At 38.3% G+C, this 26,744-nt stretch carries 28 protein-coding genes and 1 riboswitch; of the genes, 2 read left to right on the top strand and 26 right to left on the bottom strand.

The features are described 5' to 3' along the window. Nucleotide 1 precedes the first annotated feature (1 nt). The 10 genes from IGK70_RS06935 to IGK70_RS06890 all read right to left on the bottom strand — a co-directional run bounded on the left by IGK70_RS06935 (nucleotide 2) and on the right by IGK70_RS06890 (nucleotide 9,072). Complete coding sequence (locus IGK70_RS06935) at nucleotides 2–1,096, bottom strand: prephenate dehydrogenase (protein ID WP_002374855.1); 1,095 nt, start codon at nucleotides 1,094–1,096, stop codon at nucleotides 2–4. A 33-nt stretch (nucleotides 1,097–1,129) separates the two neighbouring features. Further along, on the bottom strand, nucleotides 1,130–2,296 hold the full coding sequence (aroC, locus tag IGK70_RS06930) for a chorismate synthase (RefSeq protein ID WP_061101168.1): 1,167 nt from the start codon (nucleotides 2,294–2,296) through the stop codon (nucleotides 1,130–1,132). Between the two features lies 1 nt (nucleotide 2,297). Continuing rightward, entirely contained in the window at nucleotides 2,298–3,374 is a 1,077-nt protein-coding gene (aroB, locus tag IGK70_RS06925; protein ID WP_101008434.1) for a 3-dehydroquinate synthase, read from the bottom strand. A 22-nt stretch (nucleotides 3,375–3,396) separates the two neighbouring features. After that, a complete protein-coding gene (aroF, locus tag IGK70_RS06920; RefSeq protein WP_002363948.1) occupies nucleotides 3,397–4,422 on the bottom strand; it encodes a 3-deoxy-7-phosphoheptulonate synthase in 1,026 nt (341 codons plus the stop codon). A gap of 36 nt (nucleotides 4,423–4,458) precedes the next feature. Continuing rightward, nucleotides 4,459–5,325, bottom strand: a complete 867-nt coding sequence (gene aroE / locus IGK70_RS06915) for a shikimate dehydrogenase (RefSeq protein ID WP_104855744.1) — start codon at nucleotides 5,323–5,325, stop codon at nucleotides 4,459–4,461. Nucleotides 5,326–5,813: 488 nt separating this feature from the next. Beyond that, on the bottom strand, nucleotides 5,814–6,269 hold the full coding sequence (locus IGK70_RS06910) for a hypothetical protein (RefSeq protein WP_002357586.1): 456 nt from the start codon (nucleotides 6,267–6,269) through the stop codon (nucleotides 5,814–5,816). A gap of 89 nt (nucleotides 6,270–6,358) precedes the next feature. Then, complete coding sequence (locus tag IGK70_RS06905; RefSeq protein WP_002361804.1) at nucleotides 6,359–6,733, bottom strand: thioesterase family protein; 375 nt, start codon at nucleotides 6,731–6,733, stop codon at nucleotides 6,359–6,361. Continuing rightward, nucleotides 6,733–7,953 carry a CCA tRNA nucleotidyltransferase gene (locus tag IGK70_RS06900; protein ID WP_104874225.1) on the bottom strand — a complete coding sequence of 407 codons (1,221 nt, stop codon included), beginning with the start codon at nucleotides 7,951–7,953 and terminating at the stop codon, nucleotides 6,733–6,735. The genes IGK70_RS06905 and IGK70_RS06900 overlap by 1 nt, the downstream gene beginning before the upstream one ends. Then, nucleotides 7,950–8,729 carry a 4-hydroxy-tetrahydrodipicolinate reductase gene (gene dapB / locus IGK70_RS06895; RefSeq protein WP_220421652.1) on the bottom strand — a complete coding sequence of 260 codons (780 nt, stop codon included), beginning with the start codon at nucleotides 8,727–8,729 and terminating at the stop codon, nucleotides 7,950–7,952. Before dapB ends, IGK70_RS06900 begins: the two co-directional genes overlap by 4 nt. Next, entirely contained in the window at nucleotides 8,722–9,072 is a 351-nt protein-coding gene (locus tag IGK70_RS06890) for a nucleotide pyrophosphohydrolase (RefSeq protein WP_002363944.1), read from the bottom strand. Before IGK70_RS06890 ends, dapB begins: the two co-directional genes overlap by 8 nt. A 123-nt stretch (nucleotides 9,073–9,195) precedes the next feature. Here IGK70_RS06890 and IGK70_RS06885 point away from each other — a divergent pair, with 123 nt between their 5' ends. Continuing rightward, a complete protein-coding gene (locus IGK70_RS06885; RefSeq protein ID WP_002357595.1) occupies nucleotides 9,196–10,080 on the top strand; it encodes a YitT family protein in 885 nt (294 codons plus the stop codon). 37 nt (nucleotides 10,081–10,117) lie between these two features. Here IGK70_RS06885 and IGK70_RS06880 read toward each other — a convergent pair whose 3' ends face one another. From IGK70_RS06880 to IGK70_RS06835, 10 genes are all read right to left on the bottom strand, one after another. Further along, nucleotides 10,118–10,657 (bottom strand): ReoY family proteolytic degradation factor, encoded by a 540-nt coding sequence (locus IGK70_RS06880; RefSeq protein ID WP_002360333.1) that lies wholly within the window; start codon nucleotides 10,655–10,657, stop codon nucleotides 10,118–10,120. A gap of 9 nt (nucleotides 10,658–10,666) precedes the next feature. Continuing rightward, nucleotides 10,667–11,923, bottom strand: coding sequence for a tetratricopeptide repeat protein (locus IGK70_RS06875; RefSeq protein ID WP_162783014.1), 1,257 nt, complete (start codon nucleotides 11,921–11,923; stop codon nucleotides 10,667–10,669). A 9-nt stretch (nucleotides 11,924–11,932) separates the two neighbouring features. After that, nucleotides 11,933–12,973 (bottom strand): hypothetical protein, encoded by a 1,041-nt coding sequence (locus IGK70_RS06870; RefSeq protein ID WP_104855960.1) that lies wholly within the window; start codon nucleotides 12,971–12,973, stop codon nucleotides 11,933–11,935. Between the two features lie 306 nt (nucleotides 12,974–13,279). Then, on the bottom strand, nucleotides 13,280–13,555 hold the full coding sequence (locus IGK70_RS06865; protein ID WP_002357604.1) for an HU family DNA-binding protein: 276 nt from the start codon (nucleotides 13,553–13,555) through the stop codon (nucleotides 13,280–13,282). Between the two features lie 247 nt (nucleotides 13,556–13,802). Continuing rightward, nucleotides 13,803–15,113 carry a ribosome biogenesis GTPase Der gene (der, locus tag IGK70_RS06860; protein WP_002357608.1) on the bottom strand — a complete coding sequence of 437 codons (1,311 nt, stop codon included), beginning with the start codon at nucleotides 15,111–15,113 and terminating at the stop codon, nucleotides 13,803–13,805. 173 nt (nucleotides 15,114–15,286) lie between these two features. Beyond that, on the bottom strand, nucleotides 15,287–16,498 hold the full coding sequence (rpsA, locus tag IGK70_RS06855; RefSeq protein ID WP_104855959.1) for a 30S ribosomal protein S1: 1,212 nt from the start codon (nucleotides 16,496–16,498) through the stop codon (nucleotides 15,287–15,289). A 113-nt stretch (nucleotides 16,499–16,611) separates the two neighbouring features. Then, on the bottom strand, nucleotides 16,612–17,292 hold the full coding sequence (gene cmk, locus IGK70_RS06850) for a (d)CMP kinase (protein WP_002357612.1): 681 nt from the start codon (nucleotides 17,290–17,292) through the stop codon (nucleotides 16,612–16,614). 236 nt (nucleotides 17,293–17,528) lie between these two features. Beyond that, a complete protein-coding gene (locus IGK70_RS06845) occupies nucleotides 17,529–18,155 on the bottom strand; it encodes a LysM peptidoglycan-binding domain-containing protein (protein ID WP_104855958.1) in 627 nt (208 codons plus the stop codon). 75 nt (nucleotides 18,156–18,230) lie between these two features. Continuing rightward, entirely contained in the window at nucleotides 18,231–19,673 is a 1,443-nt protein-coding gene (locus tag IGK70_RS06840) for a RecQ family ATP-dependent DNA helicase (protein ID WP_104855957.1), read from the bottom strand. Next, nucleotides 19,674–20,708, bottom strand: coding sequence for a helix-turn-helix domain-containing protein (locus IGK70_RS06835; RefSeq protein WP_104855956.1), 1,035 nt, complete (start codon nucleotides 20,706–20,708; stop codon nucleotides 19,674–19,676). Nucleotides 20,709–20,743: 35 nt separating this feature from the next. Between IGK70_RS06835 and IGK70_RS06830 the strand changes: the two genes are divergently transcribed. Next, on the top strand, nucleotides 20,744–20,962 hold the full coding sequence (locus IGK70_RS06830; protein WP_002357617.1) for a ferredoxin: 219 nt from the start codon (nucleotides 20,744–20,746) through the stop codon (nucleotides 20,960–20,962). A 22-nt stretch (nucleotides 20,963–20,984) separates the two neighbouring features. Here the strand turns inward: IGK70_RS06830 and IGK70_RS06825 are convergent, their stop codons facing one another. From IGK70_RS06825 to xerD, 6 genes are all read right to left on the bottom strand, one after another. Next, entirely contained in the window at nucleotides 20,985–22,316 is a 1,332-nt protein-coding gene (locus tag IGK70_RS06825) for a zinc ribbon domain-containing protein (RefSeq protein ID WP_220421660.1), read from the bottom strand. Between the two features lie 255 nt (nucleotides 22,317–22,571). Next, nucleotides 22,572–23,237 (bottom strand): ECF transporter S component, encoded by a 666-nt coding sequence (locus IGK70_RS06820; protein ID WP_002382314.1) that lies wholly within the window; start codon nucleotides 23,235–23,237, stop codon nucleotides 22,572–22,574. Between the two features lie 71 nt (nucleotides 23,238–23,308). Beyond that, nucleotides 23,309–23,428: riboswitch (FMN riboswitch) on the bottom strand. A gap of 154 nt (nucleotides 23,429–23,582) precedes the next feature. Next, nucleotides 23,583–24,299, bottom strand: coding sequence for a pseudouridine synthase (locus IGK70_RS06815; protein WP_104855895.1), 717 nt, complete (start codon nucleotides 24,297–24,299; stop codon nucleotides 23,583–23,585). A gap of 3 nt (nucleotides 24,300–24,302) precedes the next feature. Further along, entirely contained in the window at nucleotides 24,303–24,908 is a 606-nt protein-coding gene (gene scpB / locus IGK70_RS06810) for an SMC-Scp complex subunit ScpB (protein ID WP_002357625.1), read from the bottom strand. After that, nucleotides 24,905–25,699 (bottom strand): segregation/condensation protein A, encoded by a 795-nt coding sequence (locus IGK70_RS06805; protein WP_002382313.1) that lies wholly within the window; start codon nucleotides 25,697–25,699, stop codon nucleotides 24,905–24,907. Before IGK70_RS06805 ends, scpB begins: the two co-directional genes overlap by 4 nt. 64 nt (nucleotides 25,700–25,763) lie before the next feature. Then, nucleotides 25,764–26,654, bottom strand: coding sequence for a site-specific tyrosine recombinase XerD (xerD, locus tag IGK70_RS06800; protein WP_002360354.1), 891 nt, complete (start codon nucleotides 26,652–26,654; stop codon nucleotides 25,764–25,766). Nucleotides 26,655–26,744 lie beyond the last annotated feature (90 nt).

The following is a 26,744-nucleotide window of genomic DNA, read 5'->3' as shown; positions in this document are numbered from 1 at the left end:
CTTATTTTTCGTAACACGTATAGTTCGTTTTTTTAGATAAAATTTGTTTTGCAGCTTGGCAGTCTGATTGATTTTTAAAAGACAATTGAAGAATCCCATAGATTTCTTCTCTCGTTTCTAAAATTTTAATATTTGTAAGAGAAAGGTCCGCTTCGCCTAAAATTTGCGTAATTTCAGCAATGATTCCTGGTTGATCTGGTACATCAACAAACAGATCATAGAAAGCTGGGATTGCGCCTTCTTTATGAATGGGCAACTGAGCACGTGTTTCTTTGGCCTTATCAAAAAAATTACGAATAGCTGGGGCATTTTTTTCTGTTAACCATTGGCAAACAGTAGTCATCTCTTTTTGCCAATTTTCTAGTAAGTCCAATAATACTAAGCGATTGCTTAATAAAATATCCGTCCACATCGTTGCATCAGAGGAAGCAATTCGAGTAATATCTCTAAATCCTCCAGCCGCTAGCTGCTGTGCTCTAGGGTAAGTGGTATTCAGTTGCTGACTTTCGTTCACTAAAGCTGCGGCAACAATATGTGGCAAGTGACTTAGAGCACCAGTAATTTCATCATGTTCCTGTGCAGGCATCGTAATAAACTTCGCATGCGTTCCTTTTAGTAACGTTTGTAACTCCTGAATCTGTTTGTTTTTTTCGCCATGGTCATCGGTAAAAATATAGTAGGCATTTTCAAACAAACGTTCATCAGCGGCTGTTACGCCAGATTTATGTGAACCAGCCATTGGATGACCACCAATAAAATTTTTCATGTTAAGCTTTGTTGCTAACTGATTAATTTCCACCTTGGTACTACCCACATCTGTGATCAGAGCAGTTTCTAGTGATAATTGGTTTAATTCTTCTAGTTGTACTAAAGTTGCTTTAACTGGGGAACAAAGAAAAATAATCTCTGCTCGTCTTGCCCCACTTGTTAAAGATTCAGCTATCTCATCAATTAGACCCGTTTTCTTAGCAAATTCAGTTGACTCCGCTTGATTATCGAAACCGATAATCTCACTGTTTGGATGCCCTTTTTTGATACACAAAGCCAGTGAACTCCCGATTAGCCCTAATCCTACGATTAAAATACGTTTCTTCATTTTTTCCCTCCATATACTTGCGACTTTCTTCCATTAAAAGTTTTGAGTATATAGACGATAACGTTTCACTGCTTCTTTCATTTGTTCAAATGAGTCACTATCAAATTTTTCGAGCATAGCCTTCGCTACTTCCGTTGCAACAACGGCTTCACAAACAACGCTAGCGGCCGGTACCGCCGTGCTATCAGAGCGCTCAACGCTAGCCTTATAAGGCTCTTTTGTATCAATATTCACGCTTTGTAATGGTTTATAAAGGGTTGGAATAGGTTTCATGACACCACGAACGATGATTGGCATTCCGTTGGTCATTCCTCCTTCAAAACCGCCTAAATTGTTGGAAGTTCTGGTATAACCTGTACTTTCGTCCCAAACAATCTCGTCCATCACTTGACTACCAGGGCGTTGCGCCATTTCAAATCCAATGCCAAACTCAGCACCTTTAAAAGCATTGATGCTTACAACGGCTTGCGCAATTTTGGCATCTAGTTTACGATCCCATTGAACATAGCTACCTAAGCCAGCTGGAACGCCACCCACAAGTACTTCTACTACCCCACCAATTGTATCGCCATTTTTCTTGGTTTGGTCAATTAGTTCTTTCATTTTTTCTTCTACGGAAGGATCTAATACGCGAACGGCAGATTGTTCAGACCGTTCTTGAATTTCACGGATCGTTAAATTTTCAGGAATCGTAGCTTCAATCCCGCCTAATACCGCGACATGCCCAGCGACTTGGATATCCAGTTCAGCTAAGAGTTTTTTAGCAACCGCACCAATCGCCACACGCATCGTTGTTTCTCGTGCCGAAGACCGTTCTAAAACATTCCGTAAATCATCATGTTGATACTTTATGCCACCGACTAAATCAGCATGTCCTGGACGTGGTTTGCTGACGCGGCGGATTTTCTTTTGTTTTTCAGGAACTGGCTCTACTGACATCACGGAGGTCCAATTTTTCCAGTCTTTGTTTTCGACAATCAACGTTACTGGTGAGCCAAGTGTTTTACCATGCCGAATGCCCGAAGTAATACGTACTTGGTCTTTTTCAATTTTCATCCGTCCCCCACGACCGTAACCGCCTTGACGTCTTGCTAATTCTCGGTTAATCTCTTCGCTACTTAAAGGCAGACCGGCTGGTAAGCCTTCAATAATAGCAGTTAATTCAGGTCCATGTGATTCGCCTGCTGTAATAAAGCGCATCTTAAATTCCTCCTTCTCTGTTCAAAAATGCTCGAATTTCTTCCGTTGGTAAAGAGACAATTTTCGCTTGACCAATTTTTTCTAAGACAATGATTTTAATCTGTCCCCCACGTGTTTTTTTATCATGTGTAATTGCTTGATAGAGACGTTCTTCTGGCCAACAATCTGTCGTTACTGGTAAATGGAACTTTTCTAGCATGGTGACCAACTCTTGGGTAGTCCCAAGTGGGGAAAGCCCTCGTTGTTCTGCGACTTGAGTTATTTGAATCATTCCTAAAGAAACGCCTTCACCGTGAGCAATCACCCCGTAACCAGCTGTATTTTCTAATGCGTGGCCGATCGTATGCCCAAAATTCAGAATCAAACGTAAGCCCAAATCTAATTCATCTTCTTCGACGACATCACGTTTAATCTTGCAACAGGCCGTGATAATTTCTTCTGCATGTACCACTAAATCTTGTTCATTTTCCAAAGAGGATAAACGGTGCCACAATTCAACATCAGCGATAGCTGCTGATTTTACAATTTCTGCAATTCCTTCACGCACACGTCTAGGTTCTAATGTTTTAAGTGTATTAGGATCAATTAAAACCCCATCTGGTTGGGCAAAAGTACCGACAAGATTTTTGGCTTTTTTAGTATTAACCGCTGTTTTACCTCCAATGCTACTATCTACTTGTGCCAGTAAGGTTGTTGGTACTTGCAAAAAGTGAATACCGCGCATATAGGTTGAAGCGACAAATCCAGCTAGATCTCCCACAACGCCTCCACCTAGAGCAATTAGACCATCACTTCGAGTCAATTGCTGTTCCGCTAAAAAATCATAAAGCAGCTGAGCTGTTTCGAGGCTCTTACTTTGTTCACCTGCCGCTACAGCAATCAATGATGTTTCAAAACCAGCAGCTTGCAATTCTTTCTCAACAGCTGCGCCATATAATTTATTCACCGTTTCATCGGTAATAATCGCTACCCGTTGTGGCTGCCACAGGCTACGTACCCAGGTGCCAATTTTATCTAAGGCACCTGTTTCGATGGTTAAATCATATGAATGTGTAGGTAACGTTACGGTTAATTTCATGTCCTCTACTCCTCTGTCTTTACTAATCTTCTAAAGCATTAATTTCTTTCATTGCTTTTTCGATGATATGAACTTCTTTCATCATACGTAGGTAAGTTTTTTCATTCAAGGATTGTGGCCCATCTGACCACGCATTCGCTGGATCTGGGTGAATTTCTACAATCAAGCCGTCCGCACCTGAAGCAACACCTGCTCGGGCCATTGGCGGTACTAAATCCCAGATACCAACACCATGACTCGGATCAACAATAATTGGAAAATGACTTAATTTTTTAATTAAAGGCACCGCACTTAAATCAAGTGTATTGCGCGTAGCGGTTTCGTACGTACGAATCCCACGTTCAATGAAGATCACATTGAAATTTCCTTGCGCAGCAATGTATTCAGCTGCGTTTAGCCATTCATCAATCGTACCGGCAATCCCGCGTTTTAAGCCAATAGGTTTTCCAGTTTTACCAACCGCTTGTAATAACTTGAAATTTTGCATGTTACGCGCACCGATTTGTAAGATGTCACTGTATTTTGCGACAAGCTCTAAATTCGCTTCATCCATCACTTCTGTAATGACTTGCATATCTAATTCATCAGCCGCTTGACGAATGTATTTTAGTCCTTCTTCTTCTAGTCCTTGGAAAGCGTATGGCGACGTTCTAGGTTTGAATGCACCACCTCGTAAAATTGTTGCACCGCCAGCTTTAGCAATTCGCGCACATTCACGAATCTGATCTAAGCTTTCGATTGAACAAGGGCCCGCCATCATGGTCATACTGCCGTCACCGATTTTAACACCGTTCACATCAACCACTGTATTCTCTGGATGAAATAAACGACTCGTTAGTTTGTAAGACAACGAAATGCGGACACTTTTCTCCACGCCTTCTAATGCTGTTAACTCTGCTTCAACTAATTTTTCTGTATCACCAATCAAGCCTATCACTGTTTTTCCATTATCTTGACTTGTTTGAGTAGTTAAGCCTGCACCTGTTACTAAATCAATGACTTGTTTCATTTGCTTTTCGGTTGCATTTTCTTTCATAATTACGATCATTATATTCTCTCCTCATGCCTTTAAACGGCGCTCTTTTTATCTATTTTCAATTTTACGTTTTACGACTGATACAGGCATTTTTTGTCCTGTCCATTGTTCAAAAGCAGCAGCGCCTTGATAAAGTAGCATGTCCAAGCCGTTGCTTGTTTCTGCGCCACGTAAACGGGCTTCTTTTAATAACTGTGTTTCTCTGGGATTATAAATAGCATCATACACAAATAACTTCGGTTGAATCATTGCATAATTTTCTATAGGACTACTATGCGCATGTGGATGCATACCCACACTCGTTGCATTAACTAACAAGACGCTTTCAGCAACATCTTTTGCTAGTTTTTCAGTATCCGCTAAATCGTTTAAATGAATTACACAGTTGGTTCGTTCAGTGAAATTTGCCAGTTTTTTTTGACTTTCATTAAACCCCGCGCTTTTCCTGTTGTAAACGGCGATTTCTTTCACGCCATCTAAAGCAGCTTGGGCAATGATTGATAAGGCTGCACCACCTGTTCCTAAGATGGTCATTTTATTCTGAAAAACGTCAACCTTTTTCTCTTTCAAACTCCACATAAAACCAGTACCATCCGTGCTGTCTCCGTAAAGTTTTCCATCTTTGTTGACAATCGTATTAATCGCGCCAACCAGTTGAGCGGTAGGACTTAGTTCATCCATATAACTTACAGCCGCCACTTTATTGGGCATTGATAAGTTGGCCCCTAACATGTGAAACGTTCGAATCGCTTCAATTGCTTGTGGCAGTGTCTCTTGTCCAACGTCAAACGCCAGATACCGAGCATCAACTCCTAAATTTTGAAATGCTGTATTATGAATCAACGGTGAAATACTGTGTCGGCTGGGTTTCGCGAATAGCCCAGCTAAACGAGTAGATCCAGTTATTTCTTTCATCCTGTGTGCTCCTTTACGAAATTTTTTTAGTAAGTTTCTGAAATCCTAATTTTTGGCCAAACAAAAAGGATATTCACAGTAAATTTTAAGAAAAATCTACAGTGAATACCCTACAAAAAAGCAATATAAAAGCCACTATAGATTTTCTTAAATCTACATGGCTGAAAGTCATCTTAAATTTCCCTAGCCATTATAGATACAAACGTTTGTTGTCTGTACCCATAATGTTATGAATACAAACCTATCTAAAATAGCTAAAGTAAAAGTTATTCAGTTGTGTATGGTTTTTCTTCGTTGTCGTCATAAGAATCACTCCAAAACTGATTTAATTAAGAATTGTTAACAGTATACCGCTAGAAAAAACATGTGTCAACACTTATTCGCTTATTTTTTCGACTATTCCATTAAAAACAATGTTATTTTATTCGTCAAAAGACTGAAAAAAGCCACAGGAACCAGTCATTTCACTGATTTCTGTGGAGCAAAAATTATTTTAATTCTTCAGCGTATACATCATCAACTGTTTGTGTTGGGTCGATAACAATGTATAAGTTTTTAGTTTTTTCGCTGACTTTTGTAGATTGATAGATGTTATCCAAGCCCTCATCTGTTTTATCTTTGTAAGGGAAATAAACTAAATCTGGTGTGCCATTTTTGTAAAGAATTTCCATACGTTCGATATCTTCATATTTTAAAGCACGAGAGAACATCCCTAATTCTAAGCCACCTAAGTTAATATCGTGGGTTTGAACATGATCTCCTTCTTGGAAAATTTCAATTTTGAACCCTTCACATGGATGAATTTCAACAAATTCACTACCATGAATACGGCCAAAACTTGTTGTAATATGTTTGATCCATAAATCACCAATAAAACGACGATCAATCGTCCAAGTTTCACCATTTCTGAAATAAAATTTAAGTCCTGTCATTTCTCTAGCCATAGCACAAATCTCCTTACTTAAAAATAATTTCTTACATTATTAGTTTACCATACTTTTGATAAACGGTCACAAACTTTCGCTGTAGATTCTTAATCTTTTGTTATTCTTTTTAAAAAAGAATCAATCTCAACTACTGCACGTTGGTGAGAACCTTTGGCAATTTGTCGTTCTCCTTCATAAGCAACAAATTCATAGCGTATTTTGTGTGCAGTCTGTTCAATGCTGGTCATCGTAACAACGATTGTCGCCCCTACCGCGGATGGATATAAGTGGCGCAATTCTAACACCGTTCCGACAGTTGTTTCCCCAACTGATAATTGGTCCTTCACAGCTTCTTTGGCTGTTTGTTCAATCATGGCAGCTAAAGCAGGGGTTCCTAAAACTTCTAAGTCACCAGAACCGAGCATTTTAGCCGTTTGTGATTCTTTCACCAAAAATTCTTTTGTAAACATTTCTGTTGGCATTATGCTTTCTCTCCTTTTGAACGTTGTTTTTTGGCAAACGAAAGCAGAACTTCTTGTTTATTCTCTAAGCTACCTTCAACAACGTGTTGCTCGATTTCAGCAATCAGTTCCCCTAACCATTTGCCGGGTGTTTCTTCTAAGACGGCTAAAAGGTCTTTTCCTGTGATGGCCAATTCATGTCTTTGATGAATGGGTAATGCCTTAACTAATTCTTTTGTTACTTGTACTTTACTCTCTTGTTGGTAATAATATAAAAGCCTTTCAACAAGGACTGCTGATTCTTCGCCTAATTCATAAAGCATCATTGGCTGCCAGTCGTTACTCAAGCGAAAACGCAGACCACGTACTAATTGTGAAACATTTTGAATTAATTGATTTGAAAGTTTCCAAGCCTTTAAGAAGGAGCGGATTTCTGCTTCTGGTAAATTCAATGATTGGATAAGTAACGTCCACGCTTCTACTTCTGTTTCAATTTGACGAGCAGGCAAGTCCATTAAACGAAAAAGTCCAGCCCCTTGTTCTCGTAATTTTGGACAGTATTGATAGCATTCTGTTTCAATAAACGGAGCTAAGCCACCTTGCCGATTAACCCCTAAAAGCATTTTTACAAATTCAATTGTAATGCGTTCTACTGAAATTTTTTCCAATAAAGGATGAAATTCAGCGATAGCGGCTAAGGTTTTTTCTTCAATTTTAAAATCTAATTGGCTAGCAAAGCGTAAGCCCCGCATCATTCGCAGAGCATCTTCATGAAACCGCTCATGGGGATTACCGACTGCACGAATGGTTTGATTAGTTAAATCTTCGATACCATCAAATAAATCAATGATTTCACCTGTGCTGTCGAGCGCCAAGGCATTAATCGTAAAATCTCGCCGTTTTAAATCTTCTTTCAAGGAGCGAACAAAGGTGACTTCATCTGGTCGACGAAAGTCTTGATAAGTTGACTCGGTACGAAAGGTTGTTACTTCATACTGTTGGTCTTCCATCAATACAAGGACTGTACCATGTTCGATACCCACATCAACGGTTCGTTTAAAAATTTGCTTAATTTCTTCTGGATAGGCACTTGTCGCAATATCGACATCATGGATTGGTTTATTTAATAAAGCATCACGGACACTGCCCCCGACAAAATACGCTTCAAAGCCCTGTGCATTGATTTCACGAATAACGGGAGCGGCTTCTTTAAATTCGTTTGGAATAGTTGTCAATTTCATAGCATCTGTTCCAATCCGTAAAGTAGTTCTGTTCTCTGTACCACTTGCCGACAAGCTAACGCCACTCCTGTCATGAATGAACGCCGATCATAAGAATCATGCCGAATAGTGAGCCCTTCACCTACACTGCCAAATTGGACTTGTTGGTGTGCCACTAAACCAGGTAAGCGGACACTATGGATTCGCAGACCCTCGAAATCAGCCCCGCGTGCCCCTGGTATTGATTCTACCTCTTGCGGCTTCCCTTGTTTTTTTGCTGGCCGAACTTCTTGAATCATTTCTGCAGTTTTTATAGCCGTTCCACTTGGTGCATCTAATTTGTTATCATGATGTAATTCAATGATTTCCACATCCGGAAAATACTGTGCCGCTTTTTGGGCAAATTGCATCATTAAAACTGCCCCAATTGCAAAATTTGGCGCAATTAAGCCGCCGATGGCTTTTTCTCGAGATAGGTTTGTCAATTCGTTGATTTGTTCCTCCGTAAAGCCTGTCGTCCCAACAACTGGCGCCATATCATGTTCCAACGCAAAACGTGTATTTGGATAGGCGGCTTCAGGAACCGTAAAATCAATCCAAACATCTGGTTTGACAGCTAGGACTTCTTCTAAGCGCTGAAAAACGGGAATTGCTGTTTCATCATTGAAAGAAACAGTTTCTTGTGCTTCATGAGGATCATACACACCTACTAATTCAAAGTCTGCGGTTTCTAAGACCATTTGTGTAGCAGTACTGCCCATCCGTCCTTTAAACCCCGCGACAATTATTTTAATCATGTGTTTTCCCATCCTTTCTTTCAAAGCGATAGCGATCCCGCTTGTTAAATTTGGCCATATTTTCTTCAAAAACTTCGGTTAAATCAATCTCTAAAGAATTTGCCATGCTAATCAATACAAAAAAGACATCTCCAAGTTCCTCTGATACTGTCTTTGGTTTTTCGTCTGCTTTTTTCTGTTTTTCACCATAATAATGATTGACTTCACGGGCTAATTCTCCGACCTCTTCCGTCAAACGAGCCATTTGTCCTAATGGTGAAAAATAGCCTGTTTTAAACTGTTGAATATAATCATCAACTTCTGTTTGCATCGATTGCAAACTACGTTGTTCTGATTCTGACATTTTACCCCAACCTTTCTTACTCTACCTCCTACATCTTATCAAAAACTTGGCTATCTGGAAAGGTTCTACTTGTTGTTTTATATAGAGAATGATACAGTTTATACTGTAAAAGGACGTGATTAAATGGAAGAACAAAGATTTTATTTTAAAGATGTGTTATTTATTGTATTAGGAAGCTGTATCTATGCCTTTGGTTTGGTTACTTTCAATATTGCCAATGACCTGGCCGAAGGTGGTGTCACGGGGATTACTTTGATTTTAAGAGCCTTATTTCATTTTAACCCAGCATATACGACATTATTAATCAATATTCCGCTCTTATTAATTGGTGGGAAAATTTTAGGCAAACGTTCCCTCTATTATACGCTAATTGGTACCGTGTCGTTATCGGTATTTTTGTGGTTTTGGCAAAAATTTCCTGTTGAAATTAATTTAGATCATGATTTATTGATTGCTGCTCTCTTAGCTGGTTTGGCCGCAGGATTCGGTAGTGGCCTTGTTTACCGCGTAGGCGGAACCACTGGTGGGACCGACGTCATTGCCCGCATTTTCGAAAAATACTTTGGGATTAGCATGGGCCGCTCGTTGTTACTTTTTGATGTTGCAGTCTTACTCCTCTCGTTGACCTATATTGATGTCAAACGAATGATGTATACTTTAATTGTGTCCTTTGTTTTCAGTCGTGTTGTTGATTCTGTACTCGATGGAGCCTATGCTGCGAAAGGAATTTTAATTGTTTCCAATCATTCCGAAGAAATCGGTCAAAGTTTAATGGCTTCTTTAGAACGCGGGGTAACATATTTAAATGGTGAAGGTGCTTATTCACAAGTGGAAAAACGGGTTCTCTACACGGTAGTCAGCCCTCGAGAAATAATGGAAGTCAAACGGATTGCTAATGAAATAGATGAAAAAGCCTTTGTGTCCATCATTAACGTACATGAAGCAATTGGCGAAGGCTTTACTTATGCAAAACCCAGCAAACAACGGCGCTTTAAATTAAAACAATAAATAAAACCCAGCATTTATTGAAAATGCTGGGTTTTATTTATTGTTGCTTCAAACGATTTAATTCATCGGATAATTCTAAAAACGCTTCTTTGTTGCCTGTTTCTAAAGCATCATCAATTTGAGCTTTAAGTAATGCCATTCGTTGCGTTTGTTCTTCTTGCTTAAAGTATTGATCAATCGCTCTGGCAACTTCCTGATCCACTTGTTCATTCCATGGCGCAAACGGATTGTCTTCTAAAACAGATAAATACTGGCTCGTTTGCCAAGCCTCTGGAAATACACATTCTAAATAAAGAGCTTTCCGCCAATTCATCCGAATCTCATGAAAAATTTGTTCCGGATCTGTAAATTCTTGTGCTTGGATAAAAAGCAATAACGGCTCCTTACCTAAACCATCCGCTACCACACGGATCCCCCGATCGGTTTTCTCTACGTTCTCAACAAAATGAACATTATTTAAAATCGCATCATGCGTTAATAAGTAATTTAAAATCCACAGTACTTCTCTTCTTCCAAAAGGCACGGTATTCACTAACCAAGTTAAAAATTTTTTCTTTTCTGATAAACTAACAAACATCGTCGTTTCCTATCTTTCTTCCATATCTGCTAGCACAGATTGCATGTCTACATCACCAGGTTCATGTTCCAAATAGTGGTATAACAAGTGTTTTGCTTTTTCAAGTTCGCCTTCTTCTCGTAAGAACAATGCGTATTCTTTTAGAAATTCTGGTTCGTGAGACAATTCTTGCGCTGCTTGTTCATAATGAACTTTAGCGACGGCAAAGTTTTCTAATTCGTTGTACGCTTTTGCTAAATTCCATTCAGCATAAGGATGATCCGTTTCCTCTAAATCATTTAAGATAGTAATTACTTCCTCAAAACGCTCTTCCGTGATGTAGAGATTACTTAAGGTCAAACGACTTTCATCTGTTTTCTCACCTAATTCCAAAGCTTTTAACAACCAGTTTTCAGCACCAGCAATATCGTGTAAGCGATAGGCATTTTCAGAGGCAAATTGGTATAACTCTACTTGGAAGGGGTTTTCCGCAATTCCTTCTTCGATCACCGCTTTTGCTTCCTCTAATTGCTCTTCTTCTTGGAGCGCTTCCGCTAAATATAGATAAAGTGATTGATAATGTGGGTTTAGTGTTTTTAATTGCTGGAACAACGCAATGGCTTTTTGATTCTCATGTAACTGTAAATAAGTGAAAGCTAACTGGAATAAACGATCGTCTGTTTGTTCTTCTTTGACCGCGGCTTCCAAATAAGGAACTGCTTCTTCAAAATCACCTAACATGCTGTAACTACTTCCTAAGCGTTCATTCAAGGAAATAGCAGAGATTTGCGCTGTCCCACTTTCTACAATGCTTTGATAACGAGTAATAGCCTCAACAAATTGACCATTTGTAAAGTATAGTTCTCCCAAAGCAAATTGAATTAACGGCTCTTCTGGCATAAGATTGGTTGCTTCTTTTAATTTCGCTTCACTGACTTCTGGAATCCCTAAAACTTGGTACAAATCCGCAGTGACTAAGAGACTTTGAATATAACTGTCACTAGTTTCTGGAATTTTTTCTAAATAGATGAATGCGTCATCTATTTCATTATTTTCAATGGCGATTTCTGCTAATGGAATGTTTAAGCCATCTGCATCGGGAAATTGTTCCAACAATTGTTGGAAAATTTGTTTGGCTTCTTCTAGAAAACCTAAAGATAATAACGTTTCCCCTAAATCAGCTAAGGTATTTTCATCATCTTTCTTTAATGCTTCTTCAAACATTAACTGTGCTTCTGCTAAATTTTCAGCTTGTAATGCTTGAACCATTTTTTCACTATATGACATAATTTCCCCTCAAATCTCTTTTAAAATTTCTTGGTATCTTTCAATCGTTGTTAACAGTTGATCGGGCGTTGGCTTTAAAGCTGCTCCTAGTTGACCGATTTTTTCCAACACCATAGGAGGACCTAGTGTTTCTGTGTGAAGCAAAACTTGTTCTGCGTAATCAGCACTTAAAATTTCTTTTGGAAACGCCACCGGAAAACCTAAGCGAATAAACCAAACGATAAAATTTTTAAATTGAAAGTCAAAGTGATTGACTTGCTGGCTCCATAAAACTTGTAACAATAATCCCAATAATCGTTTCATGGGACCTGATAACAAATGGCCATTTTCGGTTGTAGCAAAGGCCGCTTCAAAAACTCGGCCAAATTGATCCACTTTTTCCCCTGCTTGTTCATAAAAAGATAACAACTCGTCTAAAATACCATTAAATGACGTTTGATTCAACCGTTTTTTAGCTGGATACGTTTGGTATAGCATTTGTAAATAAGCATAATCACAGACAAGACCCGCTCGAATAAAAACGAGCAAATCAATTAAAGGAGCGGCACCTTTTTTATTGGTCAAGGTACTATCAAACAAAATTTCTTCTGAATGATTTTCTATATGCATGGTTGCATGCTGTGCTTGCTGAATTGTGACACTTGGTAAAAGTCCTTGCCGTAACGCTTGAACAGACACAGGCATCAGCCAACATTTGGAGGAACACTTACTTACTTGGTGCAAAAATGCGGTTAATTGTAGTACCCCTTCATTACCTAAACCAATCAATAAAACATCCTGATTTTCTGGCCAATCAGCTAAGAAACGTAACACACTTTCTAATTCTGATAAGTCATTGCAATGAACATCATTGCGACAAATATACCAGTTTAATCCCAACTGTTCCCCAAAGGCATAATTAATCTTCTCCGAAAAAAGATCATAGTAACGCTGATTCGCCAAAACAACGATTGACTCCGTCGTTACTGGTCGTTTTTTTAGGACGGAAGCAAATGTTTCTCCATAAATAATAGCGACCTTGTTTTCCCCTCTAGAATAGTTGTATTTCATTGATTCACCACCTTAAGACTGTTTCCTCTTCCTTCACCCCAAGTCTAGCATAACCACTAAAAAACAGCTACTGGCAACAACTTATTTTTGTCCTTCATTCATAAATCTTTCTCTTTTTATCAAAAAAGCAAGGAGCGAGTGTCGAACCGTTCCCGCTTGATTCTCGGAGCGAAGCACGTTTTTCTCACCCAAGGCTCGTTACAATTTAGCCTTTTAGCGTACTGTTTCGACCACCTCTTAAAATAACATTTTTTATGTATGATTCAAAAAAGAACCCTTGGAAACCAAGGGTTCTAATTGTCTGTCTTATTTCACTGCATCTTTCAATGCTTTACCTGGTTTGAATGCAGGTACTTTGCTTGCAGCGATTTGAATTTCTTGTCCAGTTTGTGGGTTACGTCCTTTACGAGCTGCGCGTTCGCGAACTTCAAAGTTACCAAAACCGATTAATTGAACTTTTTCACCTTTAGCAAGAGTTTCTTGAATTGTTGAAAAGACAGCGTCTACTGCTGCAGTAGCATCTTTTTTAGTTAAACCAGTTGAAGATGCAACGTTTTCGATTAATTCTGCTTTATTTGCCATGGATCATTTCACCTCCTCTATAAGAGATACGATGTTTTTACACACCTAAAGTTCCGTCTATTTTTGAGTGGTCCAAAAACAGACAGCAAATATTGATCTGGTTCAATATTCTGTTAACAAGATAGCATAAGAAAGTTGTAATAGCAAGGTTTTTAGTGTATTTTAACCAGTTTTTTCAAAAAATAATCATTTTTTCTCAAAGTTGATAAATTTATTTGAATATCTAAAAAAAGTATGGTAGAATGCACTATTTTCGGCGTCGCGGAATGATTTTAATTGGCGTGCCCTCAAACGTAAATGCTTTTCTGATTTGATTTTCTAAAAACCGGGCATAAGAAAAGTGCATTAGTTCTTCTTCGTTGACAAAAATAACAAATGTAGGTGGTTTGACTGCCACTTGTGTTGCATAAAAAATCTTCAAACGTTTTCCTTTATCGGTTGGTGTCGGATTAATTGCTACAGCATCCATTACAACGTCATTTAACAACGCTGAAGGAATCCGTAAGTTTTGATTCATACTTACCGTTTCAATTAGTTCAGGCAGTTTGTTTAAACGTTGTTTGGTTAATGCAGACACAAAAATAATGGGTGCATAATCTAAATATTGGAATTCATCACGAATTTCCGCTTCAAAATCACGCATTGTATTTGTATCTTTTTTGACTGTATCCCATTTGTTGACCACGATAATAATACCGCGACCTGCTTCATGGGCATAGCCCGCCACACGCTTGTCTTGCTCACGAATACCTTCTTCTGCATTCAAGACCATTAAAACAATGTCTGAGCGTTCAATCGCCCGCATTGCGCGCATGACGCTATATTTTTCAGTTGATTCGTATACTTTTCCACGTTTACGCATACCAGCTGTATCAATCATTAAGAACTTTTGACCTTCTTCAGATTCAAAATACGTATCGATTGCATCTCGCGTTGTTCCTTCAATATCTGAAACAATCACGCGATCCTCACCAAGAATAGCATTAATCAATGATGATTTACCGACATTTGGACGCCCGATTAAACTGAATTTAATTGTATCTTCGTCCTCTTCTTCTGAAGTGTTAGGAAAATGTTTAACTGCTTCGTCTAACACATCGCCAATGCCTAAACCATGACTACCAGAAACTGGGAAAGGATCCCCTAGTCCTAAAGCATAAAATTCATAAATATCATTACGCATTTCAGGATTGTCAACTTTATTAACAGCTAAGATCACTGGTTTATTACTACGATATAAAATTTTTGCTACTAACTCATCTGCATCAGTAATTCCTTCACGGCCACTAGCAACAAAGATAATCACATCTGCTTCATCAATCGCAATTTCTGCTTGGTGTTTGATTTGGTCCATAAATGGTTCGTCACCTAAATCAATCCCACCTGTATCAATAATACTAAATTCACGCCCTAACCATTCTCCAGTTGTATAAATACGGTCGCGTGTTACGCCAGGAGTATCTTCTACAATCGAGATACGCTCACCGGCAATGCGGTTAAAAATAGTCGATTTACCGACATTCGGTCTACCGACAATCGCAATAGTTGGATTTGCCATTTGATTCCCTCCTTGAGAATTTCAATCCTTACTAGTTTACCTAATCAAACCTTAAAGTGCAAGAAAAGTTTTAGTTTCTGCTGATTTTCTAACCAATTCAAGAAAAAATGAGTTTGACATAGCCAATCTGTTTACGGCTATGTCAAACTCATAAATTTCAAGAAAGTAACGGGTTATTCCTCTTCTTTCGCATCAGATAAAGCGTCACCTAAAATATCGCCCATGGTAAAGCCAGTATTTTCTTCAGGCAATTCATATTCCTGTTCTTCTTTTGGTTCTTCTTGAGACTCAGGTTTTGGTTCTAACGCTTTGATACTTAAAGCAATACGATGTTCCTCTGGATTAACTTCTAAAACTTTCACTTGTACTTGATCCCCTTCATGAAGGACTTCATGAGGCGTTGCAATATGCTTGTGAGAAATTTGAGAAATATGCACTAATCCTTCCACACCAGGGAAAACTTCCACAAAGGCACCGAAGCTTGTTAGGCGTTTTACTGTGCCATCTAAAACAGTCCCAGCGGCTGCTTTTGTTTCGATATCTGTCCATGGTCCAGGCAGTGTTTCTTTAATAGATAAAGAAATACGTCCTTCTTCTGGATTAATTGAAAGAATTTTTACTTGAACGTCTTCGCCAACAGTTAACGCATCACTTGGTTGGCCCACATGCTGATGAGCAATTTCAGAAACATGAACTAAACCATCCACGCCACCTAAATCAATGAATGCGCCGAAATCTGTCAAACGAGCTACTTTCCCTTCAACAACGTCTCCGTCATGTAAGGAAGAAAGTAATTCTTCTTTTTTCGATTCTTTTTCAGCTTCAACAACTGCTTTATGTGAAAGAATTAAGCGGTTTTCTGAAGGTTCGATTTCAATAATTTTAAATGCTAGTGTTTGACCTTTATATTCAGAAAAATCTGCAACAAAATGATCTTCAACCATTGAGGCAGGAACAAATCCGCGAACACCAACATCAACAACCAAACCACCTTTAACAACATTTGTAACAGGTGCTTCGATTACTTTGCCCGCTTGGAAATCTTGTTCAATTTCTTCCCAAACTTTTTTAGCATCTAAACGGCGTTTTGACAGTAAATAACTGCCGTTTTCTTTATCTTTGCCAATTGATGTGATAACAACTAAATCTAACACATCACCGACTTTCACAAGTTCGTGTACATCTTCAACTGGTAAAGTCGATAATTCCTTTGCAGGAACAACGCCTTCAACGCCCGCTCCTTCAATGCCGACAACAACTTGTTTGTCTTCAATGGCTAAAACTTCGCCTTTAACAATATCGCCAACACTGACTTCTTGAACGCTGTTCATTGCATCTTCCATTGTTTCGTTGTTTGCTACTTGTTTGTCTTCAAAATCTGTCATGCCTCTTATCCTCCTATGCCAACAAAAATTCCAAAACTTAGCTATATATACTTACATAGTACGAGATTTTTGTAAAAAAATAAAGCGATTTCTTCTATTTTTCTTAAAATTCTTTAAAAAAGTTCAAAACCTTTTTGTTTAATCACATTTTGTATGGCGGCGACGACTTCTTCAATCGTCAACCCTGTTGTATCGATTTTCACAGCATCACTTGCTTGGACAAGGGGTGATACTTCTCTGGTTGAATCTAAATAATCCCGACGTTCAATCTCCGCCTTCAAGGTTTCAAAATCCGTCTCAATCCCTTTTTCTTGATTTTCTTTAAAACGACGTTCTGCACGTTCTTCAACGCTAGCCACCAAGAATATCTTTACTTCGGCCTTTGGTAAAACTGCAGTACCAATATCTCGACCATCCATGACAACTCCGCCGGCTTGACCAATTTTCTGTTGTAACGCCACCATTTCTTCTCTAACTTTTGCATGTTTTGAAACAGCTGAAACAGCATTCGTTACATCTGGCTGGCGAATCGCTTCGGTCACTTCATGACCGTCGATAAAAACACGTTGGCCATTCTCTGCTTGCTGAAAAGAAATAGTGTGGTTGACACAAAGCGCTACTAATGGCTCTTCCGCTTGAATGTCGATTTGATTTTGCAAGGCCAGATACGTAATCGCTCGGTACATGGCACCCGTGTCACAATACACATAATTCAATTGTTTTGCTAAAATTTTTGCAACTGTACTTTTGCCTGACGAAGCTGGTCCGTCAATAGCAATACTGATTTTCCCCATGAAAAAACTCCTTAACTGATATGCATCCTTTAAAATGCGCTTCTTCTTTTATATTAAAATCAGAAGAAAAGAACTTGGATTTAAACTGATGACGAGTTTCTAACGAAAAAGCAATAAGCCGAAATCCCTCGAAAGACGCAAACCATCTTTCGGAAATTTCTGCTTATTGGCATTCTCATGTAATCATCCGTCGCGGTTTAGCCCTTGAAAGTGCTGTCCAAACCTCTTTTTCTGGATTATTTAATACGTAATGGTTGTCCCGGATAAAACACAGATGTATCAATCCCAGGATTTAACGCTAAAATTTGTTCTAATGTCATTCCGTTACGTTCGGCAACTTGACGTGCCCCTTCACCACTTTGAACGGTATCATAAACAGGTTGTTGGTTCTGCGCTTGTTGCTGTTGTTGATTTTGAGCTTCTTGTTGTTGTTGCTGTTGTGCTTGTTGGTCCTGTTGTTGTTGTGCTTGTTGGTCCTGTTGTTGCTGTGCAGCAGCATCAGAACTTGAAGGTGTTGTATTTTCAGCTGGTTGGCTGCTTGCTGGTTCTGAGCTTTCCACTGATTTTGACGTACTTTCTTTTTTCTTCTCTTTTGATGATGATTGGACTAATGAAGAAGATGGCTGGCTATTTTTGCTAGCACTTTCGTTCGGTTTCTTGTCTTGCATCATCCATAAGAAAGTCCCAATTGGAATGGCAATAATTAATAATAGCAAAATAACTAAAACAGTTAGAAATAATGAATTTCCTCGTTGCTGTTGGCGTTTTGCTAAACGAGAACCACCACCATTTTGATCAGGTTCATAAATTGATTGTTCCCATGGCTCACGAGCTTGGTTTTTCTTTTTGTCCTTTTTACTCACTGCTAATTTCCTCCTAAACTTCTCTCGCTTGTTATTATATCATAGCTTTTGCCAACTGCCGACTAAAAAAATGAATTAATCACGTTCTTTAAATAATTTTAGAAATTTAGAACGCCAATCTTCTTCATTTTGATTGCTGGTCTTGTTCGATTTTACTATTGAATCTTGGTAAATGTCAAAGAATAACGCACAATTATCACAACAAGTTTCCGGTGATTGTTTTACAATCGGTTCTTGAAAATAAGTTTGAATCAACGTTCTTCGACAGGTTGTGGTTTCAATATACGTCAGCATCCCTCTTAATTGCGTTTGACGATCTTTTTCTTTCTCCTCTAAACGATGCTCTAGCTCTTCAAAAGAATAATCCTTGGCTAAATAGCCTTGGACCCATTTTTGTTGTAACTCGGTGGCATTTTCTAACAAACCTGCTTGTTCTTCTCCTTCAATCAGCGATTTTAAGGTCGCTCGATTCGCTCTTGTCTCTTCTAAGAAAAACCGATGAATAAATTCATCCCCTTTTTTATACAATAATAGCGCCCAACTTTTTTGACCATCACGTCCAGCTCGCCCGATTTCCTGCAGGTAATTTTCTAAGCTATCAGGCAAATCAAAATGAATCACTCCACGAACATCAGGTTTGTCGATTCCCATCCCAAAAGCATTCGTTGCACAAAGAATATCGATTTGATTATCAATAAATTGTTCTTGCAAGCGACTACGTTCACTAGCCTCCAAGCCCCCATGATAATAGGCTACCTTAAAACTGGTTTTCGCCTGAATAAGTTGACTAATTTGTTCTGTTTTGTTGCGCGTGGCGCAATAGATAATGATTTTACCAGACGTTTTAGATAAGTAATCTAGTAACACTTCTTCTTTTTCTGACGTTTCCTTCACGAACAAGCCAATATTTTTTCGATTCACTGAAGAAAGAACTTCTTGATAGCTACCATGAGAAAATAATTGTTTTATAATTGCGTGCTGTACAACGGGTGTCGCTGTGGCAGTTAACGCCAAGGTCAAAGGAAAGTCTAGCTGTTTTTGGACCAGATCTAATTTACTATATTCAGGGCGAAAATCGACGCCCCACTGATAAACACAATGGGCTTCATCCACCACAAATAATGCAATTTTTTGGCGTTGTAACACACTAAGTACTTCTTGTTGCAAAAGCATTTCTGGGCTTAAAAACAGATAATCGTATTGGAACATTTTCGCTAAAATATAACGCTTTTCTGAATATTGTAACGTACTGTTTAAGGCAACCGCACCTTTAATTCCTTGTCTTTGTAATTGACGCACCTGATCTTCCATTAACGAAAGTAAAGGAGAAACAATTACCGTTAGTCCCTCTAACTTCTGACCCACAAATTGATAACACAATGATTTGCCAGTGCCTGTTGGCAAAACAGCCAATGTATTCATACCGTCAAGTAAGTTTGTAATCACTTCTTTTTGACCAGGCTTAAACTCTGCATAACCAAATCGAGTGAATAATTCTTGTTCTAATGTCAACAACACTCACTCCTTTTCTTGCCAAATTTGTTGGATTTGATATAAGCGGAAATCTAAATAAGAAAGCGTCTCTTCTTGCGCTCGCCAATCCCGATACACCCACAACCGCGGATCTTGTTCTATTTGAGCCAATTTTTGGAGCATTGCCTCCTTTTCAAGATAAACAGACGCCTGCAGCTGCCCTTGAATAGCCAACTCTAATAGATGATCATGAATGGTACTCAGTTTTATTTTTCGCTGCTCAGCAATTTCTTGAAGTGTCTTACCTTCCGTTAACAATCGTTGAGTTTCTTGCATACTTTGGTTTAGATTTTTTTCTAGATACGGCCATACAAGCGTTTGTAAAGCAGGATAGTTTCCTCCGTACATTATCAACTGCAGTAAATGATGAACCGCTTGCGTGTGCCACAAACGCTGTTCAAGAGCTGTCTTATGGCTTGTTAATTGCTGAGGAACTTTGCCAGTTTGCTGATAACCAGAAAGTTGCGCAACCAAATAGTCGCTTTCTGCTTCAGGTAGTAACTCAAACCCTCGCAACAGTTCTTCTTTGATTGATTGAATGCGCTGCTCTTTCTTGTCTTTTTGTAACCATCGTTTCAAATATAGTTGCGGAATCGGTGTTGATAAAAGTGGAATATACTGTTTTTCCTCAAATGATAAATACGAAGTCACTTGCACGGCAAATTGAATGAGTTGCCAACTTTCTCGATCACTTCTGCCAAAACGATAAAGATCAATTGCAGGATAATCCAGCAACGAAAAATGGTGCTCCTTTAAAAACAGTTGCCCTTCTTTTGTTAGTTGAATCTCATTTGTCTCTTTGTGATACTGAATTTGTTTCGCCTTCGAAAGTTTTTCAAGAAATTGAAAATAGGCTTGTTCGGAAATCGTTGGCCACCAGCCAATGAATCGTAAACAATCATATAAAAAACCATAAATCAAAACAGAGCTAGTCCGTTTGCCTTTTAAAAGATGATACAAAGTTGATGCACGTACCTTGTATCCGTGAGATAATAACGCTAAAATAAAAGTTGCTTCCATAGTAAACCTCTTTTAGATAGGATGTGTCACTGTTTATGCAATCACGTTTAGTTCCTGAAAAATGTATTGCTTGTGGACTTTGTCAAGTTTATGCGCCCAATATATTTGATTATGATGATCATGGAATTGTCCTTTTTAAAGACGAGCCGCATGCTCGACAACAATTTATTCCAGAAAACGAACGCGAGAATGTGTTAAAAGCGTACCGCAAATGTCCCACGCGTGCAATAGAAATAAGCAAAAATGAGTGCTAAATAATTTAGCACTCATTTTTGCTTAGAGTATTTTTTCGAGCCAAGCAAGTGTTTGTTCATCTATCGAAACAAACTGTAATTGTCCTTCTTTTAGCGGTTCTTTGACTAAATGAATTTGATCATTTAGGCCATTGATCCATTCATAACGAAGACCATTTTCTTTTGCTTTAGAATTTTTGGCTTCTAAATAATAATTGACATGGTAATTTTCTTTACCATCCAATTGTAGCGTATTAATGGTTACTTCAAAATCTGGTGAAACATCGGTCGATTTCTTTTCACGTAATCGTTCAAGTGCTTCTATAAAAGAAGGAAATTGAGGATTATTTTCCCCACCAACGAGATATTTTTTAGCAAATTCTGTACTATCCGTATGACTTTTCACTTGTTTGGCAAATGCTTGATAAAAGGTTTCTAGCGCTTTGCGGGCATCATAGTCGCTAGCTAACGGAAAATTCAATTGTAGCGTTGGATTATCGGAGAGCGCTTCGACAAAATCATTTTCACCAATCGTTTCTTTTGATGTTTGAATTTCTTCTCCATTAATCGTCTTTTTAAGTTGAATCGTCATCCCTTTGGACCAGAACAAAGGGCCAATCGTTTTGCTTCCATTCGTTAGCGTACCAACTTTCCGATCATTAATATAAATATCTGCGTCTGGCAGATTGCTCTCCACAACAAAATTCATTCGTTTAAAATCTAAAGGAATACTAGAAATATAATTTTCCTCTTCTAATAAACGATACTCTTCTGTGATAACAGGTTCGCCGGTGCTATCTTTCACTGTGGCTGTAAAGGTATATTGTCCTGGCGCTAAGGGTCCCAATTCTTTTTGATAAGTGGTTGAGTCGGAAGTTCCCACTTCCCGACCGTTCATTGCCAGCGTCACACCGCGCTGATTCGTCGTTAACTGAACAGAAACAGGCGTTAAAATGAATTGATAACGGTGAGAGAAAAATGCTGTTTGACTTGTTTCACGAATAGTTAAACCATGTAGCTTTTTATCCTTTAATAGCGCTTTTTCTAATTTTTTTAGCTCAGTTGGATTTTTTTGATAATAAGTGATTAAAGGCTTAATGCTTTGCGGATTCACTTGAAATTCAGACTCGTTCGTCCTCATTTTTTTACTTAATTCTTGGGCATCACCATTCTCAATCGCTTCAATAAAATGAGAAATTTGTTGTTCCTTAGAAAAATAATGCGTCCCGAGAAAATAGCTACCCGCTCCAAGAACGATGAACACAAAAAGAAACACCCAGATCCAGCTTCTTTTTGATCTGAGAGGAGTAGATTCGTTCCCTTTATTCATTGATGGTTGTGCTTGGTTTTCCTCTTGATGCATTGATTCATTCATTAGCGGAGCGCCGCATTCTTCACAAAAGGACTCCGTATCACGATTCACGTGACGACAATTTTTACACTTTTTCACTCAGGAAAACTCCTCTTTCTTTGATGATTTCTATCATACCAAGGGAAAGTTAAAATTACAATGCAGATGGTTTAGTATTTTTTAACAGAATGATGACAGATTATGACAACCTCTTTTCTTTTAAGCGTAAATTTTAAAAACCCACTGTCAAACATTGTTCAACAGCAGGTTTTTTATCATTTATTTTGTTAACGGTGTTTTTTTCTGAATAGTATGTTGTTTTTTTGATAGCCATGGCAATAACTTCGCATGTAGTACTAGAAAAACACCACTGACTAAGAGGCCTTTAATAAGGTTGAATGGCACAATACCAATCGCCACATAGCTTGCTAAAGATGTTCCTAAAAATTGTTGTGTGGTCACACCATATAATTGTAAGTAAATGGGTGTAATGACAAAATAATTCGCAATACTCATGAAAATTGTCAAGGCTAAGATCCCACTTACTAAGCCCACTATCCGATTTGTACGGATATTTTTCTTTTTACCAAAGAAATAAAAAATTGGCAAGGTGAAGATACTACTTGCTAAAAAGCTAGCGAAATCTCCCACCATATTTTGCGGTGCTAGTCCGGTTAAGAACAGGTGTAACAACGAACGAACAAAAGCAGTAATTACTCCTGCTAACGGTCCGTACAAGAACATTCCGAGTAAAATCGGAATATCACTAAAATCGATTTTCAAAAAACTAAACGCCGGCATAATCGGAAATGCCACAAATTGTAATACTGTACCGATTGCGGCCAACATTGCAATGCTGACCATTTTTTGTACCTTGTTGTTCATCTGAAATCCTCCAATTAAGGACCCATCTTCAACGAACTTTTTGATTCGCTTCTTTGTCATACAAAAAAACCCTATTTTTCTGCAGGGAAAAATAGAGTAGGATTATCTGATGAAAAAGCGTCTCAAATAAGCCCTATCTTCTTTATCCAGACTATACTGTCGGTATTGGAATTACACCAATTCAATCGTTAAAAACGAGTCGTGGACTATAACCACCGGTCGGGAATTACACCCTGCCCCTGAAGACGAACCTTGTATTATATTTTTTTACTTACTTAGTGTAACCGATTTGAACAATGAATGCAACTAACTAAGCTTTTTTATTAAATTTCATTGATTGTTTCGTTTCTCAAAAAAAAAAACAATCCCTCCGCCATAAGCGCGAAGAGATCGAGTCATTTTATCTTATTTAGCTTGATTTAATAATTGACTGATTTCTTTTTTAGTTAAATCACGATATTGCCCTGGTCGCAAACCTTGTAAGGTCAACTCACCGTAACGTTCACGTTTTAATTTTTGAACAGGGAAACCAACAGCTTGAAACATTTTCTTCACTTGATGATTACGTCCTTCATGAATCGTTAATTCCACGACACTGCTACCTGTTTTAATGTCCGCTGAAAGAATTTGAAAATTGGCTGGTGCTGTGCGTTTGCCATCAACGCGAATGCCTTTGGCTAATGGCAATAGATCCCGTTTAGTTGGTACACCTTTAATTTTTGCTACGTAGACTTTATCTACTTCATGTTTAGGATGGGTTAATTTTTGTGAAAAACTTCCATCATTCGTTAAAAGTAACAACCCAGAAGTATCATAATCCAGACGACCGACTGGATAAATTCGCTCAGTAACATCTGTAAAATAATCCGTTACTACTTTACGGCCTTTATCGTCAGACACCGCAGAAATAACCCCTCTTGGTTTATAGAATAAATAATAACCATATTCTTCTTGATAAATTGGTACACCATCAACCTCAACAGTATCTTGTTTACTTACTTGCGTTCCTAATTCTTTGACCACTTGGCCATTGACTTTTACGCGACCTTTGACAATTAATTCCTCTGCTTTGCGACGCGAAGTCACCCCAGCATGAGCAATTGCTTTTTGTAATCTTTCCATTGTTTAAGCTTCCTCGCCTTCCGTTGTTTCAGACATTGGGTTCGTTTCTTGATAACGATCAAAAAATAGATCCATTGGTAGTTCTTCTTCTAATTCATCTTCCATTTGTTGGATATCTGGTAATTCATCTAAACTTTTCAACCCAAAGTAATCCATAAAATACTTCGTTGTGCCATACAAAATCGCTCTACCAGGACCATCTACGCGGCCTTTTTCTTCTATTAACTGACGGGCAACTAACTTTTGGATAGAGCCGGAAGTCTGTACGCCACGAATTTCATCAATTTCAATACGCGAAATTGGTTGCTTATAAGCAATAATGGATAATGTTTCTAGCGCCGCTTGTGATAAGGCGTTCGACATAGGCGATTGCGCATATTTTTTTAGTAATGAGGCATATTTTTTCTTAGTTGTTAAGACAAAATGATTGCCGACTTCTAAAATATTCAACGCCGATTTATTGTCAGAAGCATAATGTTCTTTCAATTTCGTTAATTCTTCATAGGTTTTTGCTGTTGACTTCTCTAATAAGTACGCAAGCTCTTCCAAGCCAATTCCTTCTTCGCCAACCACAAATAAAATTGCTTCAATTTGACTAACTAATGTCACTGTGTTTCCTCCACCTCTGTTGTATCTTCCTGCTGGGTTTCTGTATTAAATAACAAAATTTCACTATAATTATTTTCTTGTTCAGCATAAATCGCGCCCGTTTTCATTAATTCTAAAAGAGCCATGAACGTTGTCACAATTTCTTGTTTGGAATAAGAATCGAAGAAAGAATCAAACGACACTGCCTTCCCTTTCTGTACTTGACGCATACGCTCTGAAATAGCGGAGATTTTTTCTTCGATGGAAACATCGTCACTGGCAACAGTTGTTTCAACAGGCTGGCGATTTTTTTTCTTTTCTAACATGGCATGAAAGGCTAGAAATAAATCAATTGTATTGATTTGATTAGGCGGTAGTGTTGTATCTTCCTCTTTATAATCATCCATATCCATTGGTTCTTTTGTATAATAGAGTTTACGTTCTTCTTCTTTTTCATGTAAAACAGTCGCTGCATATTTAAATTTCCGATACTCCAATAACTGAGCTACTAAAGCTTCCCGTGGGTCTTCCTCTTCAAAAAAATCTTCATCATCAATGATTTCAAGCTCTTGTTTTGGAAGCAACATCTGACTTTTAATAGCCATTAAGGTGGCAGCCATGACTAGATATTCTCCAGCGACTTCTAACTCTAAGGTTTGCATCGCATGAATATAAGACATGTATTGTTCAGTTACTGCTGTAATGGGAATGTCATAGATATCGATTTCTAATTTTTGAATTAAATGTAGTAGAAGATCCAGTGGTCCTTCAAAGACATCTAGTTTTAAATTAATTTCTTGCAAAAACGACACCTACTTTCTTTTCTCGACTTCCTAGTTTACCATAAATTTATTCGTTTGTGGGCATTCTCGCAAATTAAGCCCGAGGAAAATGTTCCTTATAAACATCTGCCATTCGTTGTTTGGTAATATGTGTATAAATTTGTGTCGTGGAGATATCTGCATGTCCTAATAATTCTTGCACGATTCTAAGATCTGCGCCATTTTCCAACAAATGTGTCGCAAAACTATGCCGTAATGTATGCGGCGTAATATTTTTCTCTATCTGGGCTTCTCGGACAATCTGTTTTAAATTTTTCCAAATGCCCTGTCTAGATAACGGTTCGCCATGATGATTAACGAACAGGTGTGTTTCATTCGGATGGTTTTTAATCAATTGAGGTCTGGCTTCGTTCATATAGCGCTCAATCCATTGAATCGCATAATCGCCTAAAGGAATAATTCGTTCTTTGTCCCCTTTTCCGATTGTTTGCAATAAACCAATGGATAAATGCAGATCCCCTAATTTTATTTCAATTAGCTCACTAACTCGCAGGCCCGTTGCATACATCACTTCTAAAATAGCACGATTCCGCATACCTAGTGGTTTACTTGTATCAGGCGTTTCAATTAATCGAGTCACTTCGTCAACAGATAATGTACTTGGCAATTTTTGAACTTTCTTGGGGGAGTCAATATGTTGCATCGGATTATGTTCGCTTAAGCGTTCTTGACGTAAAAATTGATGAAATCCTCTCAAACTAGAAATCATCCGAATCACACTTGCTGAAGCTTGCTGTTCTTCGTGAAGGGATTGCAAAAATTCTGTAATCATGTAACGGTCAACTTCGTCCCAAGAATGCAGGCCTTGTTCTTGTAAAAAGGCTACGTATTTTTTTAAATCTCGCTCGTAACTCCGTCGTGTGTTATTTGATAAGCCCCGCTCTATTTGTAAATAGTGTAAATAATCGACTAATTGTTCTTCCATTATCCTTCCCTCATTTCTAGTACTATCCTATCAGATTATGCCCTAGATTGCATGGGTAAATTCCAACTTATTAAAAAAAAATCAACTGAC

This window comes from Enterococcus sp. DIV0358 (assembly GCF_051713465.1).
GTDB classification, from domain to species: domain Bacteria; phylum Bacillota; class Bacilli; order Lactobacillales; family Enterococcaceae; genus Enterococcus; species Enterococcus faecalis.
The sequence above is the reverse complement of the archived record's forward strand: the minus strand, read 5'-3'. Positions and strand labels throughout refer to the sequence as shown.

Bases quoted from the DNA above. Each gene is read 5' to 3' on its own strand.
- IGK70_RS06935 (WP_002374855.1), bottom strand. From the start codon at position 1,096: ATGAAGAAACGTATTTTAATCGTAGGATTAGGGCTAATCGGGAGTTCA.
- aroC (WP_061101168.1), bottom strand. From the start codon at position 2,296: ATGCGCTTTATTACAGCAGGCGAATCACATGGACCTGAATTAACTGCT.
- aroB (WP_101008434.1), bottom strand. From the start codon at position 3,374: ATGAAATTAACCGTAACGTTACCTACACATTCATATGATTTAACCATC.
- aroF (WP_002363948.1), bottom strand. From the start codon at position 4,422: ATGATCGTAATTATGAAAGAAAATGCAACCGAAAAGCAAATGAAACAA.
- aroE (WP_104855744.1), bottom strand. From the start codon at position 5,325: ATGAAAGAAATAACTGGATCTACTCGTTTAGCTGGGCTATTCGCGAAA.
- IGK70_RS06910 (WP_002357586.1), bottom strand. From the start codon at position 6,269: ATGGCTAGAGAAATGACAGGACTTAAATTTTATTTCAGAAATGGTGAA.
- IGK70_RS06905 (WP_002361804.1), bottom strand. From the start codon at position 6,733: ATGCCAACAGAAATGTTTACAAAAGAATTTTTGGTGAAAGAATCACAA.
- IGK70_RS06900 (WP_104874225.1), bottom strand. From the start codon at position 7,953: ATGAAATTGACAACTATTCCAAACGAATTTAAAGAAGCCGCTCCCGTT.
- dapB (WP_220421652.1), bottom strand. From the start codon at position 8,729: ATGATTAAAATAATTGTCGCGGGGTTTAAAGGACGGATGGGCAGTACT.
- IGK70_RS06890 (WP_002363944.1), bottom strand. From the start codon at position 9,072: ATGTCAGAATCAGAACAACGTAGTTTGCAATCGATGCAAACAGAAGTT.
- IGK70_RS06885 (WP_002357595.1), top strand. From the start codon at position 9,196: ATGGAAGAACAAAGATTTTATTTTAAAGATGTGTTATTTATTGTATTA.
- IGK70_RS06880 (WP_002360333.1), bottom strand. From the start codon at position 10,657: ATGTTTGTTAGTTTATCAGAAAAGAAAAAATTTTTAACTTGGTTAGTG.
- IGK70_RS06875 (WP_162783014.1), bottom strand. From the start codon at position 11,923: ATGTCATATAGTGAAAAAATGGTTCAAGCATTACAAGCTGAAAATTTA.
- IGK70_RS06870 (WP_104855960.1), bottom strand. From the start codon at position 12,973: ATGAAATACAACTATTCTAGAGGGGAAAACAAGGTCGCTATTATTTAT.
- IGK70_RS06865 (WP_002357604.1), bottom strand. From the start codon at position 13,555: ATGGCAAATAAAGCAGAATTAATCGAAAACGTTGCATCTTCAACTGGT.
- der (WP_002357608.1), bottom strand. From the start codon at position 15,113: ATGGCAAATCCAACTATTGCGATTGTCGGTAGACCGAATGTCGGTAAA.
- rpsA (WP_104855959.1), bottom strand. From the start codon at position 16,498: ATGACAGATTTTGAAGACAAACAAGTAGCAAACAACGAAACAATGGAA.
- cmk (WP_002357612.1), bottom strand. From the start codon at position 17,292: ATGGGGAAAATCAGTATTGCTATTGACGGACCAGCTTCGTCAGGCAAA.
- IGK70_RS06835 (WP_104855956.1), bottom strand. From the start codon at position 20,708: ATGGAAGCAACTTTTATTTTAGCGTTATTATCTCACGGATACAAGGTA.
- IGK70_RS06830 (WP_002357617.1), top strand. From the start codon at position 20,744: ATGCAATCACGTTTAGTTCCTGAAAAATGTATTGCTTGTGGACTTTGT.
- IGK70_RS06825 (WP_220421660.1), bottom strand. From the start codon at position 22,316: ATGAATGAATCAATGCATCAAGAGGAAAACCAAGCACAACCATCAATG.
- IGK70_RS06820 (WP_002382314.1), bottom strand. From the start codon at position 23,237: ATGACAAAGAAGCGAATCAAAAAGTTCGTTGAAGATGGGTCCTTAATT.
- IGK70_RS06815 (WP_104855895.1), bottom strand. From the start codon at position 24,299: ATGGAAAGATTACAAAAAGCAATTGCTCATGCTGGGGTGACTTCGCGT.
- xerD (WP_002360354.1), bottom strand. From the start codon at position 26,654: ATGGAAGAACAATTAGTCGATTATTTACACTATTTACAAATAGAGCGG.